This is a genomic window from Cupriavidus taiwanensis (assembly GCF_900250075.1).
Taxonomy (GTDB): Bacteria; Pseudomonadota; Gammaproteobacteria; order Burkholderiales; family Burkholderiaceae; genus Cupriavidus; species Cupriavidus taiwanensis_C.
This window is the reverse complement of the sequence record NZ_LT977071.1, coordinates 2264753-2278928: the sequence shown is the minus strand read 5'-3', so window position 1 is coordinate 2278928 and position 14176 is coordinate 2264753. Positions and strand designations below refer to the sequence as shown.

The window sequence follows — 14176 nt, the reverse complement described above, 5'->3', positions numbered from 1 at the left end:
ACCACGGGAGAGATCGACATGTCCGCAACCCTGCCCCCACGCCACCTCACGGAAGGCGCCGGCGCCGCGCAGCAGGCGCTGTACCGCAAGCTGAACTGGCGCCTGTTGCCGTTCCTGCTGCTGTGCTACACCTTTGCCTACCTGGATCGCGTCAACATCGGCTTCGCCAAGCTGCAGATGCAGAGCGACCTGGGCTTTTCCGACGCGGTGTACGGGCTGGGCGCGGGCATCTTCTTCTTTGGCTACGTACTGTTCGAGATCCCGAGCAACCTGTTGCTGCCCCGGATCGGCGCGCGCAAGACCATCAGCCGCATCCTGGTGCTGTGGGGGCTGACCTCGGCGGGCATGATGTTCGTGCGCGACGAAACCACGTTCTACGTGCTGCGTTTCCTGCTTGGCGTGTTCGAGGCCGGCTTCGCCCCCGGGATGATCTTCTACCTGACCTACTGGTACGGGCAGCAACGCATGGCCCGCGTGATGGCGGTGGTGATGCTGGCGGGCCCCATCGGCGGCATCTTTGGCTCGCCGCTGTCCACCTGGCTGATGACGGCGCTGTCCGGTGCGCACGGGCTGGCCGGGTGGCAATGGATGTTCCTGGTCGAAGGGCTGCCCTGCGTGCTGCTTGGCGCGCTGGCCCTGCGCGTGCTGGCCGACCGCCCGGCCGACGCCAGCTGGCTCAGCGACGCGGAAAAGCGCATGCTGGCCGCCGAACTGCAGGCGCCCGCGGGCGGGCACCACTCGTTCGGCCAGGTGGCGCGCGATCCGCGCGTGTACTTGCTGGCCTTTGCCTACTTCACCATGATCTGCGGCATCTACGCGGTGAGCTTCTGGCTGCCGTCTATCCTGAAGGCGGACGGCGTCACCGACACCATGCAGATCGGCCTGTATTCGATGATTCCCTATATTGCCGCGGCGATCGCGATGCTGGTGATCGGCCGCAGCTCGGACCGCCGCGGCGAGCGCCGCTGGCACAGCGCGGTGCCAGCGTTTACCGGCGCGGTGGCGCTGGCCGTGGCGACGCAGTCCAGCGGCAACCTGCCGGTGTCGCTGCTGTGCATGACCATTGCCACGGCGATGATGTGGGCCGCCTATACCGTGTTCTGGGCGATCCCGTCGCAATACCTGAAGGGCGATGCCGCGGCGGGCGGCATTGCGCTGATCAACACCATCGGCCTGATCGGTGGCTTCCTCAGCCCCACCATCATCGGCGCCGTGCGCACCGCCACGGGCAGCATGCAGGCCGGCCTGCTGGTGATGGTGGCGCTGCTGCTGGCCGGCGCGGCAGTGCTGGTGGCCAACCGGATGCCGGCGCCGCAGGGCGCGGTGTCGCCGGCGTGACGCCGGACTTTTGTTTCACGGAGAAGAACCTTGGCAACACGGATCCTGGTCGCCGGCTTCCAGCACGAGACCAATACCTTTGCGCCGTCAAAGGCAACTTACGCCAGCTTCGAGCGCGGCGAGGGCTTTCCCGCGATGGTGCGCGGCGACGACATGCGCGCGCTGCGCGACGTCAACATCCCGGCCGGCGGCTTCATGGCCGCCGCCGAACGCTACGGCTGGACGCTGCTGCCGGTGATCTGGGCCGGCGCCAGCCCGTCGACGCACGTGACCGAGGACGCGTACGAGCGCATCGCGGGCGAGATCGTCGGCGCGGCGCGCGCTGGCGGCTTCGACGCGGTCTATCTCGACCTGCACGGCGCCATGGTAGCCGAGCACACCGACGACGGCGAGGGCACGCTGCTCGAGCGTATCCGCGCGGCGGTGGGCCCCGGGGTGCCGGTGGTTGCCTCGCTCGACCTGCACGCCAACGTCACGCACGCCATGCTGCAAGCCGCCGACGCGCTGGTGGCCTACCGCACCTACCCGCACGTAGACATGGCCGAGACCGGCGCGCGCGCCGCGGCGCTGGTGCAGCGACTGCTGGCGCACAAGGGGCTGTTGCACTGCGCGGTGCGACGGCTGCCGTTCCTGATCCCCATCAACGGCATGTGCACGATGCTGGAGCCGGCGCGCGGCATGTACGCGCTGTTGCAGCAGGGCGAACGCGGCGACGTGGTGTCGCTGTCGTTCGCGCCGGGCTTCCCGGCCGCCGATTTCCCGGAATGCGGTCCGGTGATCTGGGGCTATGGCGACGACGCCGGCGCGGCCGAAGCCGCGGTGCAGGCGCTGTACGACCGGATGCTGGCCGACGAGCCCGCCTGGGAGGTGCCGTTCCTCTCGCCCGACGAGGCCGTGCTCGAAGCCATGCGGCTGGCGGCGGGGGCCACGCGGCCGGTGGTCATCGCCGACACGCAGGACAACCCCGGCGCGGGCGGCGATTCGAACACCATGGGCATGCTGCGGGCCTTGCTGCGCCACGGCGCGCGGCAGGCGGCGATCGGGCTGATCTGGGATCCGGCCGCGGCGGCCGAGGCGCACCGCGCCGGCGTGGGCGCGACCATCGACGTCGCGCTCGGGGGCGTATCCGGGGTGCCCGGCGACGCGCCGCTGCAGGGCAGCTTCGAGGTGCTGAAGCTGTCCGATGGCGTATGCCGCTACGGCGGGCCGATGATGCACGGCATGCAGGCCGATGTCGGCCCGGTGGCACTGTTGCGCATCGACGATGTGCAGGTGGTGGTCAGCGCCGGCAAGGCCCAGATGCTCGACCGCAACCTGTTCCGCGTGGGCGGGGTAGAGCCCGAGGCGATGAAGATCCTGGTCAATAAGAGCTCGGTGCACTTCCGCGCGGATTTCCAGGGCATTGCGCAGGCCGTGCTGGTGGCCAAGGCGCCGGGTCCGATGACGGCCGATCCCGCGGACCTGCCCTGGACCCGGCTGGCGCCGGGCATCCGGCTCAAACCGATGGGCAGGCCTTTCCAGCCCCGATGAGGGCGGCAGGGTGGCGCGGTCTGCTATGCCTCGCGCCGCGCCAGCGCCAGGAAGGTGCCCAGCCCCACCATCGTGACACCGGAAGCACGGGTCATCAGGCGCGCGCGTGCCGCGCTCGCGGCCCCGGACCTGAGCAGGCGGTGCGCGGCAAACACCACGACCACGTCGACCAGCGTGTTGAGCGCGACGCAGATGCAGCCCAGCAGCACCAGCTGTGACACGGCCGCTGCGCCGGGCGCGACGAACTGCGGCAGGAACGCCAGGAAGAACAGCGCGGTCTTGACGTTCAGCACCTCGACCACCACGCCTTCCATCAGCGCGCGGCGCGCGCCGCGCGACGGCACGGCCGCGACCGTTGTGGCGGGCGGGGCCTTGCGCACCAGCATGCGCACGCCCAGGTACACCAGGTAGGCTGCCCCCAGGTACTTGAGCACGCTGAACGCCACCGCGGACTGGGCGATGACCAGCGACAGGCCCGCGGCCGCGGCCAGCACATGCAGCAAGCCGCCGAGGCCGGTGCCCAGGCATGAGGCCAGGCCCTCCGATCGTCCGCCGGCCACCGTTCGCGCGACGACATAGGCGATGGCCGGGCCGGGGGTGATGGCGAGCACGACTGCGGCGATCAGGAAGGGGATCAGCGACATGGTTCGGGGTTCCTTGTTGATGAGGCAGGGTTGCGGCCGTGCCGGCGTGGATTGCGGCGAAGCCGGATCAGACCGCGTTGCGCATCGACTGCGCCAGTTCCGCGCAGCCGCGCGCCTCCAGCGCGTCGACCACGCCGAGGCGGTCGCGCGTGTCCTTGTTCTGGCCGAGCTTGCGCTTGCCCACCAGCGACGTCACGGCGATCTCGAGGCCGACGATGCCGCGCAGCATGGCGTCGAGGTAGTCGGGCGGGGCGTCGCCCATCTTCCACGGGCACGCTTCGGCGGCCTCGTGCCGCCGCGTCAGGCGCGCCACCAGGCCGCGCACGAAGCGCTCGTCGTCGCGCACGGTGAGGATGCCGTGCGCGTGCACCACCTCGTAGTTCCAGGTCGGCACCTGGCGATGCGTCTCATGCTTGCTCGGGTACCAGTTCGGCGAGACATAGGCCTCGGCGCCGCGGAACACCACCATCACCGGCGTGCCGGTCGGACACCGCTGCCAGACCGGGTTGGCCCGCGCCACGTGCGCGGTGAGGACGCCGTTGGCACCGGCGCCGGGGTCGAATTCGAACGGCAGATGGTCGGCATCCAGGCCGTGCTGGCCGTGCGTGACCAGCATGCCCAGCGGGTGCGCATGCATGATGCGGGCAAGGGCGTCGGGGCGGGTCTCGGCGAAATGGTCGGGGCGGTACATCGTGGGGGCTCGGCGCGATCGGATGCTCGATACTGTCGCCGACAACTGGCACAATCGGAAGGTCCAGTTTCCAGGAATTTGAATGGGCCAGTTCGACCAGTCCGGCGGCACGCATTCCGGCGCTACGGGCGCGGGACGCCGCATCTATGACCTGCTGCGCGCCCAGATCGCCGACGGCACGCTGCCGCCCGGCGCGCCGGCGCCGTCCACGCGCGGCCTGGCGGCCGAGCTGGGGGTATCGCGCACCACCGTGACCGCCGCCTATGAACAGCTGGCGGCCGAGGGCTTCCTGGTCACGGCGAGGGGGCGGGCGGCCCGCGTTGCCAGCCCGCTGGCGGCGTCCCCGCCGGCCCGGCCGGATGCCGCGCGGCACGCCAGGGAACCGGCGCTGTCGCAGTTCGGCCGCCGCGTGGCGGCACTGGGGCTGCCGGCAGCGCCGCCGGCCGAGCCGGTGCGCTTCGATTTCCTTTACGGCGCGGTGGCCTGGCGCGACTTCCCGGCGCTGGCGTGGCGGCGCGCCTGGCAGGCCGAGCTGCTGCGCCAGCACGACAGCCTGTGCTACGCCGCGCCGGAAGGCGAGGCAGCCCTGCGGCGCGCGCTGCAGGGCTACCTGCGCCGCGCTCGCGGGCTGGCATGCGACGCCGGACAGATCGTGGTGGTGCATGGCTCGCAGCAGGGCATCGACCTGTGCGCGCGGCTGTTGCTGGATGACGGCGATACCTTCGCCTTTGAAGAGCCCGGCTACCTGATGGCCAGGCGCTGCTTCGAGGCCACCGGCGCGACGTGCCTGCCGGTCCCGGTGGACGGGCATGGCATGGATACCGCCAGCCTGCCCGCGGCGGACCGGGTCCGGCTGGCCTACGTGACGCCGTCGCACCAGTTCCCGCTGGGGGGCGTGCTGCCGATCGGGCGCCGGCAGGCACTGCTGCAATGGGCCCGGCGCCACGACGCCTGGATCGTCGAGGACGACTATGACGGCGAATTCCGCTACGGCCAGCGGCCGATCGATACCCTGCGCGCGATCGACACCGATGGCCGCGTGATCTATGTCGGCACCTTCTCCAAGGCGCTGTCGCCGCAGCTGCGGCTGGGGTACCTGGTGCTGCCGCCGGAACTGGTGCCGGTGTTCGGCCTGGCCAAGCGGCTGGCCGACCGCCATGCCCCCGTGCTGGAGCAGCGCGTGCTGGCCGCACTGATCGACAGCGGCGCCTACGAGCGCCACGTCCGTCGCATGCGCCGCGAGAACGGGCGCCGCCGCGCGGCGCTGCTCGATGGCATTGCGCGCCACCTGCCCGGCGATGCCGAGGTCAGCGGCACCGCCGCCGGGCTGCACGTGGTGCTGTGGCTGCCGTCGCTGCGGCCGCGGGACGAGCCGGCACTGGTGGCCGCCGCGCGCGGCGCCGGCGTGGGCGTCTACCCGGTCTCGGCGCTGTATGCCCGGCCGCATGGGGCGGGCCGGCCCCGTGCGGCCGGCCTGGTGCTGGGCTACGCCAGCCTGACCAGCGCGCAGATAGAGCAGGGCGTGCGCGTGCTGGGCACGGTGGTCGCGGCGATGGCGGGTTGACCGGCGGCACGCCCGGCGCTGCGTGCCGGGCATTTCTGCCAATGACATTGAACAGAACGGCAATTGGCCCACCTGGCGCAACGCTCTAACGTCTGTCGAAAACGACCGCGGCCGGCACGCCGGGCGGCAACAGAACGACAACCAGGAGACAGCGCATGGCTATCACAAGGCGTGGCATGGGAGGGCGTTTGCTATCGGTCGTGGCCAGGGCCATGGCGGCAATGGCGATCTGCGCGGCGGCAGCGCCGGCCGCGACGGCGGCGGGCGATTTCCCGGCCAAGCCCATCGAGTTCTGGATTCCGTTCCCGCCCGGCGGTCCCACCGACGGCTCGCTGCGCGCGCTGCTGGCAGCCGCCGGCAAGGAACTGGACCAGCGCGTGGTGCCGATCAACAAGCCCGGTGCGGGCGCCACGCTGGCGGCCCAGGTGATGTCCCAGACCGCGGCGCCGAACGGCTACACGCTGTCGATGGTCGCGGCCAATATCTTCCGCATGCCGCACCTGCAAAAGACGCCATACGACCCGCTCAGGGACTTTACCTACATCATCGGCCTGACCAACTACCGCTATGGCCTGGTGGTGCGCGCCGACGCGCGCTGGAAGACGCTGGAAGAATTCCTTGCCTACGCCAAGGCGAACCCTGGCAAAGTGACCTACGGTGCGGTCGGCATCGGCAGCTCGGGACATATCTCGATGGAGAAGCTGGGCCGGGCCGCCGGCGCCAAATTTACCTTCGTGCCTTACAAGGGCGGCGCCGAGGAAATGATGGCGCTGATGGGCGGCGACATCGATGCGGTGCTGGACCCGGGCTGGGGCCAATTCGCCGTCGCCGGCAAGGTGCGGCCGCTGGCCATCGTCGGCGACGCGCGCTTTGCGCGATTCAAGGATGTGCCGACCCTGAAGGAGCGCGGCTACGACATCAGCGCCAGCTCGCTGGTGGGCATCGTCGGCCCGCGCGGCATGGACCCGGCGGTGGTCAGGAAGCTGCACGATGCGTTCTTCCGCGCCGCGCAGGATCCGGCCTACCTGCGCTCGCTCGAGGCCATCGACCTGGAGCCCGCCCACCTCAACAGCGCGGACTACACCAGGTTCGCGGCCGAACAATTCGAGCGCGAGAAGCGCGTGGTGCAGCAGCTCGATATCAGCCTGCAGTGATCGGCGTGCGATCATCGCGCGACCGGCTGCACTGTCTCAGTGCAGCCGGTCATGCCGGGCCATCCGTGGCTCGGGTTAGCGCAACTTCTTTGGTACGCTGGTGGTATGCCTGCCGCTGCCATCGCTGCTTGCGCCCCGAGCGCGTGACTTCCGCACTCCTCCGGCTGGCAGCGGCCAAAGGAGTGATCATGCAAGAGCTGAGCTTTAGCGCCCTGCTGTACCGCTATTTCTTCTTCGGCTGGCTGTTCCGGGACGCCAGCCGCGGCAACCGCGCCGAACGCACGCGCGCCTGGCACTTCAACCAGGCGCGCGCGCATTGGCTGCTGACCTACATGCGGCGCTGGCTCTGGTGCGGCGTGTTGTTCTACGCGCTGGGCAGTGTGGTGGAGCTGATGCTGTCCGCGCCGGCGCTGTCGGCGCTCTTCTATGTGCCCGGTGCGCTGTGCGTGCCGGTCAACGTTGTCATCGGCGTGCTGTGGCTGGGCCTGAAGACGCTGCCCGGGCCGCTGTGAACATGACCGCCGTATTCCTGCCCGCGGCAATCGCGCAGCAAGTCCGCCTGGCCCATGCCGTGATCGCACGTCATCTGGACGGCACGCTGCTGGGTGTCTACCTGTTCGGTTCGGCACTCGATGGCGGCCTGGGGCCGCACAGCGATATCGACCTGCTGGTGACCACGCGCGGCGGGCCCGACGATGCCCTGCGGCAAGCGCTGCTGCGCGACCTGCTGGAGGTCTCGGCTCCGCCCGGCAGCGCCGGGCCGTGGCGGCCGCTGGAAGTTACCGTGGTGGCGCGCGGCGAAGTGGTGCCATGGCGCTACCCGGCCACGCGCGAACTGCAGTTCGGCGAATGGCTGCGCGAGGACATCCAGGCCGGCATGTTCGAGGGCCGGATGCCGGACCACGATCTCGCCATCCTGCTGACTCAGGCGCGGCAGCACAGCATCGCGCTGCTGGGGCCGACGGCCGAGGCGTGTTTCGAACCTGTTCCCCGGCGGGACTTCATCGCCGCGCTTGCCGATACCGTCGCGCAATGGCAGACCGGAAGCGACTGGGCCGGCGACGAGCGCAATGTGGTGCTGGCAATGGCGCGGATCTGGTATAGCGCCGCCACCGGCCGGATCGCGCCCAAGGACGTCGCCGCCGCCTGGGTGCTGGAGCGCCTGCCGGCCGCGCAACGGCCGGTGATGGCAGCGGCGCGGGCGGCGTACCTGTCGGGCGGGCCGGATGATCCGGTGCTGCGTGGCGCGGCGGTTGCGGCGTTCATGCGGTACGCCGCAGGCGTGGTCAGGGCGCTGCTGGCGCAGCCGGCCGGGCACAGTCCCATGCGGTGAGGATCGGTATCGCCCGCGCCAGTGGGCGGCTGCCAACGGCTTGCTGCTCTCTCTGCTATGGTTAACAGGCCTGTCCGTCACGCGCGCCGGCCCCTCGCCGCCATCGCGCGCGGTGCCGCACGGCAACCTTGAAACCAGGGAGAACGGCATGAAACCCGGCAAGCTAATCGTGGCGGTGGCGCTTGCCGCCGCGTCCGCCGCGTCCGGCACGGCGCTGGCGCAACCCGAGACCCGCGTCGACTCGGTTTCCGGCGTGGGCGCATCGCGCACCACCGGCACGGTCAAGGCCACGGCCACGGTGGCGGCCATCGATGCGGCCACCCGCACCGTTACGCTCAAGGACGAGCAGGGCAAGCTCACCGACGTGCAGGTGGGCGACGACGTGCGCAACTTCGGGCAGCTGCGCGTGGGCGATGCCGTCACGGCGGAATACACGCAGGCCTTGTCGGTCAGCCTGAACCGCCAGAGCGGCATCCGCTCCAGCAGCGAGCGCGAGATCACGCAGCGCGCCGCGCCGGGCGCGAAGCCGGGCGGCATGGTCGGGCGCGAGGTCACGGTCACCGCCGACGTGGTGGCGGTCGACACCAAGACCGGCATGGTGACGCTGAAGGGGCCGCAGGGCCGGATGGTGGACGTGCATGTCGCCGACCCGAAGCAGCTGAAGGCGGTGCGCGCCGGCGAGCAGGTGCAGGCGGTCTACACCGAGGCGATCGCGATCTCGGTCACGCCGCGCAATGCGCGCTGATTTGCCGTCGGCCGCCCGCTACATCACGCGCCCGAACCACCACAGCGACAACAGCCCCGCGCACGCCGCCAGCAGCGCGCCCAGCGCGGCGAACAGCGCGGTGATCTCGACCTGGCTGCGCTTGTTGAATGCCAGCCGCGCGTTGAGCGCGCGGTACACCCGCTTCAGTTCGGTGGCATCCTCCAGCCGAAAGTACTCGGCACTGGTGGCGTCGGCGACTTCCTTCAGCACCTTCTCGTCCAGCCTGACGCGGGCCGACCAGCCGTCGACCGAGAGCACCACGCCTTCAGGGGTGCCCACGCCCACGGTATAGATGCGCACGCCGTGCTCGGCGGCAAGCTGGGCCGCGCGCATCGCCGCCGGGCCGGCGTTGCTTTCGCCGTCGGAGAACAGCACGATCGCGCCGGCGGTATAGGAGCCCGGCTGCACCGGCTCGCTGTCGCCGGGCGGATTGGCCAGGCCCCGTGATCGCCTTGGCGGCGGCGTGTCGTCGTTCATCAGCCGCTCGGCATCGGGCGTGAGCTCCGGCAGCAGCGTGGTCAGCGCAATCAGCATGCCGTTGCCCAGCGCGGTGCCGCCCTGCGGCTGCAGGCGCTCGATCGCGGTGGCCACGGCCTCTCTGGCGCGGGTGGGCGCCTGCGCCACGGCGGCGGTGCCGGCCATCGCAACCACGCCGACGCTGACGCCCGCGGGTTGCGCGTCCAGCAGGGTGGTGGCGGCCTGCTGGGCGGCGCCCAGGCGGCTGGGCTTGACGTCCTGGGCGCGCATGCTGCCGGACAGGTCCATCACCAGCACCACCGTCTCGATGCGCGAAGGCAGCATCATCACCGCCTGGGGCCGCGCGATCGCGGCGATCAGCGCGGCCAGCGCCAGCAGGATCAGCAACGGCGCCACGTGGCGGCGCCAGCCACTGCCGCCCCGCGTCGCAACGCCCGCTGTCTTCAGCGCCGGGTAATGCCCGGCCGCGTGCCGCCTGCGCCGGTCGAGCCAGACATAGCCCGCCGCCAGCCCTCCGACCAGCGCGAACAGCCACAGCATGCCTGGCCACAGGAAGCTGAACACGGGCAGGCGGCTGAGCGCGTCGATCATGCGGCCCCCCTGGCGATGTTGGCGGCCCTGGCGCTGCCTTGCTGGCGCCGGCGCTGGCGCGCGAAGCTCAGCAGCGCCAGGTCGAGCCGGGCGTAGGTCGACAGCGTCAGGCATGCCACACCGGCGCGCGCGAAGGCCTGGCGCAGCTCCGCCTCGCGCGCCTCGGCGGCGGCGGCGAAGCGCTTGCGGAAGGACGGGTCATGGGTATCGACGAACAACTGCTCGCCGGTCTCCGCATCCTGCAGCACCACCAGTCCCAGGTCTGGCAACGCGGTTTCGAGCGGATCGACCAGCCGCACCGCGACCACTTCATGGCGCCGCGCCAGCATGCCAAGCGACGCCTGCCAGCCCGGCGCGCTGATGAAATCCGACACCACGAACACCACCGAGCGCCGCCTTGCCACCGCGCGGGCGCGTTCGAGCAGGTCGCGCAGGCGGGTGTCGCCCGGCGATGCGGCCGGCGTGGCGCGCATGCGGTGCAGCAGGTGCAGCAGCTGCCGGCGCCCGGCGCGCGCCGGCACCACCGTGGCGTCGGCATTGGCGGCGCCGCCATAGAGCACGGCGCCCACCCGGTTGCCATAGCGCGTCAGCAGCAGCGCCATCACCGTGGTGAAGTCGCTCAGCAGGTCGCGCTTGCGCACGCTGCCCGAGCCGAAGTCGATCGAGCCGCTCAGGTCCAGCAAGAACCAGGCCGCGACCTCGCGGTCTTCCTGGTACTCGCGCACATGCGGCGTCTGCAGTCGCGCGGTCACGTTCCAGTCGATATGGCGCACGTCGTCGCCGGCGTGGTATTCGCGCAGGTCGGCAAAGTCCAGGCCGAAGCCGCGGAACAGCGTGCGGTAGTCGCCTTGCAGCAGCCCGTCGAGGCGGCGCACCACAGTCCATTCCAGGCGCCGCAGCAGGGCATCGGTCTGGTTTGCGCCGGTGCCGGCCAGCGCCACGCCGGATACAGCGCCGGACGCAATCCCGGGCGCGGTGTCCGGGGCGTCCCGGGGCTTAGTCCGCCGCCGCCCGAACATGGGATTCCATGGGCCGCTCGGGAACCGGCAGCGCCTGCGAGATGCGGGAGATGAGCTGGTCGGCGGTCACGCCGTCGGACATGGCCTCATACGAGAGCGACAGGCGATGGCGCAACACGTCCGGCACCAGGTCGGCCATGTCCTCGGGCAGGGCATAGTGGCGGCCGCGCAGGTAGGCCAGCGCGCGCGCGCCTTCGACCAGGCCGATGGTGGCGCGCGGGCTGGCGCCGAACGACACGTAGCGGTCCAGGTCCGCCAGGCCGTAGTCGCCCGGCTTGCGCGTGGCCGCGACCACGCGCACCGCGTACTGGACCAGGCTGGGATCGACATACACCTTGCGGCAGGCCTCCTGCAGCGCGCTCAGGTGCTCGGGCGTGGCCACCGGGCTTACGCTGATGCGCGGGCCGGTGACGCGGTTGACGATCACCACTTCTTCCTCTTCCGACGGATAGCCCACCAGCACCTTCATCATGAAGCGGTCGACCTGCGCCTCGGGCAGCGGGTAGGTGCCCTCGGTCTCGATCGGGTTCTGCGTCGCCATGACCAGGAACGGGGCGGGCACGCGATGGGTCTCGCCGGCGATGGTGACCTGCTTCTCCTGCATCACTTCCAGCAGCGCGCTCTGCACCTTGGCCGGCGCGCGGTTGATCTCGTCGGCCAGCAGCAGGTTGGCAAAGACCGGGCCGCGCACCGTCGAGAACTCGCCCGTGCCCTGGTTGTACATGCGCGTGCCGACCAGGTCGGCCGGCAGCAGGTCCGGCGTGAACTGGATGCGCTTGAAGGTGCCGCTCATGGTTCGCGCCAGCGTGTTGACGGTCAGGGTCTTGGCCAGCCCAGGCACGCCCTCCACCAGCAGGTGGCCGCCGGACAGGATGGCCACCAGCACCCGTTCGAGAAAATGGTCCTGCCCGACCACCACGCGTTTTACCTCGTACAGCAGGCGTTCCATCAAGTTGGCGCTGTCGGCTGCGCCCCTGGCTTGGTCGTTCATAGGTCCCCGCGTCAGAAAGGAGAAGTTCCGATGGATACGCCGGCGCTTTCGATCGTGGTGGCGAAGCCGATGCCGATGAAGGTGCCGCTGTTGCCCGGGTTGAGGATGGCGGTGACGATGCCCACCACCTCGCCGTTCATGTTCACCAGCGGGCCGCCCGAGTTGCCCGGATTGACCGCCGCGTCGAACTGGATCAGCTTGTCCAGGGTCCGCTTGTTGTCCGACGCGACGAACTCGCGGTCCAGCCCGGACACCACGCCGGCGGATACCGACGGCCCGATGCCGAACGGAAAGCCCACCGCGACCACTTCGGATCCGGGCAGCAGGTCCCGGCTGGAACCCAGCGTTGCCGCCGGCAGGTCGTCGGGTATCGACTTGGCCTGGATCACCGCCAGGTCCTTCTCGGGAATCGTCTGCAGCACGGTGGCCTCGGACGTGTGCCCGTCGTGGAAGGTCAGCTCCAGGCGCCGCGCTCCGGCAATCACGTGGAGGCTGGTAAGGATCACGCCGCGCTCGGTCACCACCACGCCCGAGCCGATGTGGCGGGATTCCGGCTTGTTCTCCGCGCTGTTGCCGGGCGGACGTTCGTTGGGCAGTGGCGGGGCGGTGGGGGCGGGAGGAGTCGACGGTGAGGCTTCGGGCGGCGTGGTCGGGGCGTCACGTCCGGCCTGCGGCGCGGAAGCCGCATCGGCGGTTTTTGCGGGCGCGGGGAAGTTGCGGATTTCGACCACCGATTCACGCACCGCCTCGGCCGCCATGGCGGTGCGCGAGGGCAGGGGCTTGGTCTCGAGCGTGTGCAGCACGGCCGCGTCGATGTCCTTCTGCGTCAGCGCGCGCGGCTTGGGCTGCAACAGCCACGCCGAGCCCACACTGGCGGCAAGAACCAGCGCGACGGTCGCCGAGACCCATCCGTAGATCGTCACCCGTTTCATCGCAGCCCCCGAGGTCCCGTCCCGCCTTAAAAAATACAGTACCATCCTCTTACCCACGCGCCAAGGAGCAGGGCATGCAGTTTCTCTGGCCGCAGATGCTCTGGTTGCTGCTTGCGCTTCCGGTGCTGGCAGCCGCCTACCTGTACCTGCTCGCGCGGCGCAAGAAGGCGGCGGTGCTGTATGCAAGCCTTGCATTGCCGCGCGCCGCGCTCGGCCCGCGCCAACGCCTGCGGCGCCACATTCCACCGTTGCTGTTCTTCTTCGCGCTGGCCGCGGCATTGCTGGCCTGCGCGCGTCCCAGCGCCACCATCACGCTGCCGGCCGATACCGTGACCCTCGTGCTGGCGATGGACACCTCGCGCAGCATGGAGGCCGCCGACGTGCCGCCCAACCGCATCAGCGCCGCCCAGCAGGCCGCGCGCGACCTCGTCGTGGGGCTGCCGGCCAGCGTGCGGCTGGGCATCGTTTCCTTCGCCGGCACCGCGGCGGTGGTGCTGCCGCCCACCGACAACCGGCAGGACATGCTCGACGCGATCGAGCGCTTCCAGCTGCAGCGCGGCACCGCCACCGGCAGCGGCCTGTTCCAGGCGCTGGCGGTGCTGTTTCCGGAAGACGGCATCGACCTCGAAGTGATCCTGTTCGGCAGCCGCTCGGACCGCGCCGGACGCGGCACCTCGCTCGACGAGGCCGCCGCGGCCGACGCCGCGCGCCGGCGCGAACAGAACCAGCAGGCGGCGCAGCCCGGCTCGTACCCGCACGGCGCGGTGATCCTGCTCAGCGACGGCCGGCGCACCACCGGGCCCGACCCGCTCGACGCCGCGCGCATGGCCGCCCAGCGCGGCGTGCGCGTCTACACCGTCGGCTTCGGCTCGCAGCAGGTCACGTCCGCGCCGGAGTCCAGCCTGGCGTACTTCATGCAGCTGGACGAACCGGCGCTGCGCGCTGTCGCCGCCATCACCGGCGGCGAGTACTTCCACGCCGGCACGGCGGCCGACCTGAGCCAGGTCTACCGCCAGCTCAGCGCACGCTTTGCGCTGGAGCGCAGGGAAACCGAATTGGGTGCCTTGTTCGCCGCAGGGGCGGTGGCGTTGCTGGCGCTGGCGTGTGGGTTGTCGATGTTGTGGTTCAGGCGGTGAGGGAAAGCGA

General features: G+C 70.7%; 14 protein-coding genes. 8 read left to right on the top strand and 6 right to left on the bottom strand.

What is annotated here, in order from left to right; translation table 11 throughout:
- The first annotated feature begins 18 nt into the window (after positions 1–18).
- Both CBM2588_RS26610 and CBM2588_RS26605 read left to right on the top strand, forming a co-directional pair.
- The gene (locus CBM2588_RS26610; protein ID WP_115683252.1) at positions 19–1338 is read left to right on the top strand and encodes an MFS transporter; all 1320 of its coding nucleotides are present in this window, start codon (positions 19–21) and stop codon (positions 1336–1338) included.
- A 30-nt stretch (positions 1339–1368) separates the two neighbouring features.
- Positions 1369–2868: a M81 family metallopeptidase gene (locus tag CBM2588_RS26605; protein WP_115683251.1), complete on the top strand. Its 1500-nt coding sequence runs from the start codon at positions 1369–1371 to the stop codon at positions 2866–2868.
- A gap of 23 nt (positions 2869–2891) precedes the next feature.
- On the opposite strand, the gene CBM2588_RS26600 is transcribed toward CBM2588_RS26605, so the two are convergent.
- Both CBM2588_RS26600 and CBM2588_RS26595 read right to left on the bottom strand, forming a co-directional pair.
- Positions 2892–3512: a LysE family translocator gene (locus tag CBM2588_RS26600; protein ID WP_115683250.1), complete on the bottom strand. Its 621-nt coding sequence runs from the start codon at positions 3510–3512 to the stop codon at positions 2892–2894.
- 67 nt (positions 3513–3579) lie between these two features.
- A complete protein-coding gene (locus tag CBM2588_RS26595; RefSeq protein WP_115683249.1) occupies positions 3580–4203 on the bottom strand; it encodes an FMN-binding negative transcriptional regulator in 624 nt (207 codons plus the stop codon).
- Between the two features lie 82 nt (positions 4204–4285).
- On the opposite strand from CBM2588_RS26595, the gene CBM2588_RS26590 reads away from it, so the two are divergent.
- The 5 genes from CBM2588_RS26590 to CBM2588_RS26570 all read left to right on the top strand — a co-directional run bounded on the left by CBM2588_RS26590 (position 4286) and on the right by CBM2588_RS26570 (position 8999).
- Entirely contained in the window at positions 4286–5767 is a 1482-nt protein-coding gene (locus tag CBM2588_RS26590; protein WP_115683248.1) for a PLP-dependent aminotransferase family protein, read from the top strand.
- 155 nt (positions 5768–5922) lie between these two features.
- Positions 5923–6921, top strand: a complete 999-nt coding sequence (locus CBM2588_RS26585) for a tripartite tricarboxylate transporter substrate binding protein (RefSeq protein WP_231942286.1) — start codon at positions 5923–5925, stop codon at positions 6919–6921.
- A gap of 188 nt (positions 6922–7109) precedes the next feature.
- Positions 7110–7433 carry a hypothetical protein gene (locus CBM2588_RS26580; RefSeq protein WP_115683246.1) on the top strand — a complete coding sequence of 108 codons (324 nt, stop codon included), beginning with the start codon at positions 7110–7112 and terminating at the stop codon, positions 7431–7433.
- A gap of 2 nt (positions 7434–7435) precedes the next feature.
- Positions 7436–8254, top strand: coding sequence for an AadA family aminoglycoside 3''-O-nucleotidyltransferase (locus tag CBM2588_RS26575; RefSeq protein WP_115683245.1), 819 nt, complete (start codon positions 7436–7438; stop codon positions 8252–8254).
- A gap of 148 nt (positions 8255–8402) precedes the next feature.
- A complete protein-coding gene (locus CBM2588_RS26570) occupies positions 8403–8999 on the top strand; it encodes a hypothetical protein (RefSeq protein WP_115683244.1) in 597 nt (198 codons plus the stop codon).
- Between the two features lie 18 nt (positions 9000–9017).
- On the opposite strand, the gene CBM2588_RS26565 is transcribed toward CBM2588_RS26570, so the two are convergent.
- From CBM2588_RS26565 to CBM2588_RS26550, 4 genes are read right to left on the bottom strand one after another with little or no spacing between them, the layout of a single operon-like run.
- Positions 9018–10088: a VWA domain-containing protein gene (locus CBM2588_RS26565; protein ID WP_115683243.1), complete on the bottom strand. Its 1071-nt coding sequence runs from the start codon at positions 10086–10088 to the stop codon at positions 9018–9020.
- Positions 10085–11107 carry a DUF58 domain-containing protein gene (locus CBM2588_RS26560; protein WP_115683242.1) on the bottom strand — a complete coding sequence of 341 codons (1023 nt, stop codon included), beginning with the start codon at positions 11105–11107 and terminating at the stop codon, positions 10085–10087. Before CBM2588_RS26560 ends, CBM2588_RS26565 begins: the two co-directional genes overlap by 4 nt.
- Entirely contained in the window at positions 11085–12098 is a 1014-nt protein-coding gene (locus CBM2588_RS26555) for an AAA family ATPase (RefSeq protein ID WP_115683241.1), read from the bottom strand. The genes CBM2588_RS26560 and CBM2588_RS26555 overlap by 23 nt, the downstream gene beginning before the upstream one ends.
- An 11-nt stretch (positions 12099–12109) precedes the next feature.
- The gene (locus CBM2588_RS26550) at positions 12110–13030 is read right to left on the bottom strand and encodes a S1C family serine protease (RefSeq protein ID WP_115683240.1); all 921 of its coding nucleotides are present in this window, start codon (positions 13028–13030) and stop codon (positions 12110–12112) included.
- A gap of 74 nt (positions 13031–13104) precedes the next feature.
- Here CBM2588_RS26550 and CBM2588_RS26545 point away from each other — a divergent pair, with 74 nt between their 5' ends.
- The gene (locus CBM2588_RS26545; RefSeq protein ID WP_115683239.1) at positions 13105–14166 is read left to right on the top strand and encodes a VWA domain-containing protein; all 1062 of its coding nucleotides are present in this window, start codon (positions 13105–13107) and stop codon (positions 14164–14166) included.
- Positions 14167–14176: the final 10 nt, after the last annotated feature.